The organism is Massilia mucilaginosa (genome assembly GCF_011682145.1).
Classification (GTDB): Bacteria; Pseudomonadota; Gammaproteobacteria; order Burkholderiales; family Burkholderiaceae_D; genus Telluria_A; species Telluria_A mucilaginosa.
In genome coordinates, this window is the sequence record NZ_WHJH01000206.1 from 1 (window position 1) to 474 (window position 474).

The window sequence follows — 474 nt, forward strand, 5'->3', positions numbered from 1 at the left end:
GGCCTTGCCATCCAAATACTCATCTTCATGAATGATTGCACGGACGTTTGTTCCCTTCTTTTGCTCCGCATCCGGGGCGACATACGCTTCCTGGCTTGCGCATAGCATGCCAAACTGCACTGCTCCAACAAGTTCGTCTGCAAGCGGCAGGGGATACACGATAGCCATGAAAACAATGACGGTCATGCGCTTATCCCGGCTATACAGCATCCATGTGACGCCTTTGGCCACAATCCGGAGCACGAAGAACCAGATGAGTAGCAGTGCCAGATAATAAAGTCACATCAAATTCCTCTAAAAGAGCCCCGTTTTATTTGCCTAAGAAAACGCGCCACAGAACGCCATAGCCGCGAACGCATAGTAAATCATCGGGTTGAAAACGAGTGTACACGTCCGCATATGGAGGATACACATCAACTTCCGGTGCCAATATGAACACGCGTCTCCCAAGCTATTTCGTCTCGCACGGGGGCG

General features: G+C 50.8%; 1 protein-coding gene. It reads right to left on the reverse strand.

Going from position 1 to position 474, the window contains the following annotated elements; translation table 11 throughout:
* Positions 1–186: hypothetical protein (locus F2P45_RS34505; protein ID WP_166882691.1), on the reverse strand; the 186-nt coding region annotated here is incomplete at its 3' end.
* Between the last annotated feature and the right edge of the window lie 288 nt (positions 187–474).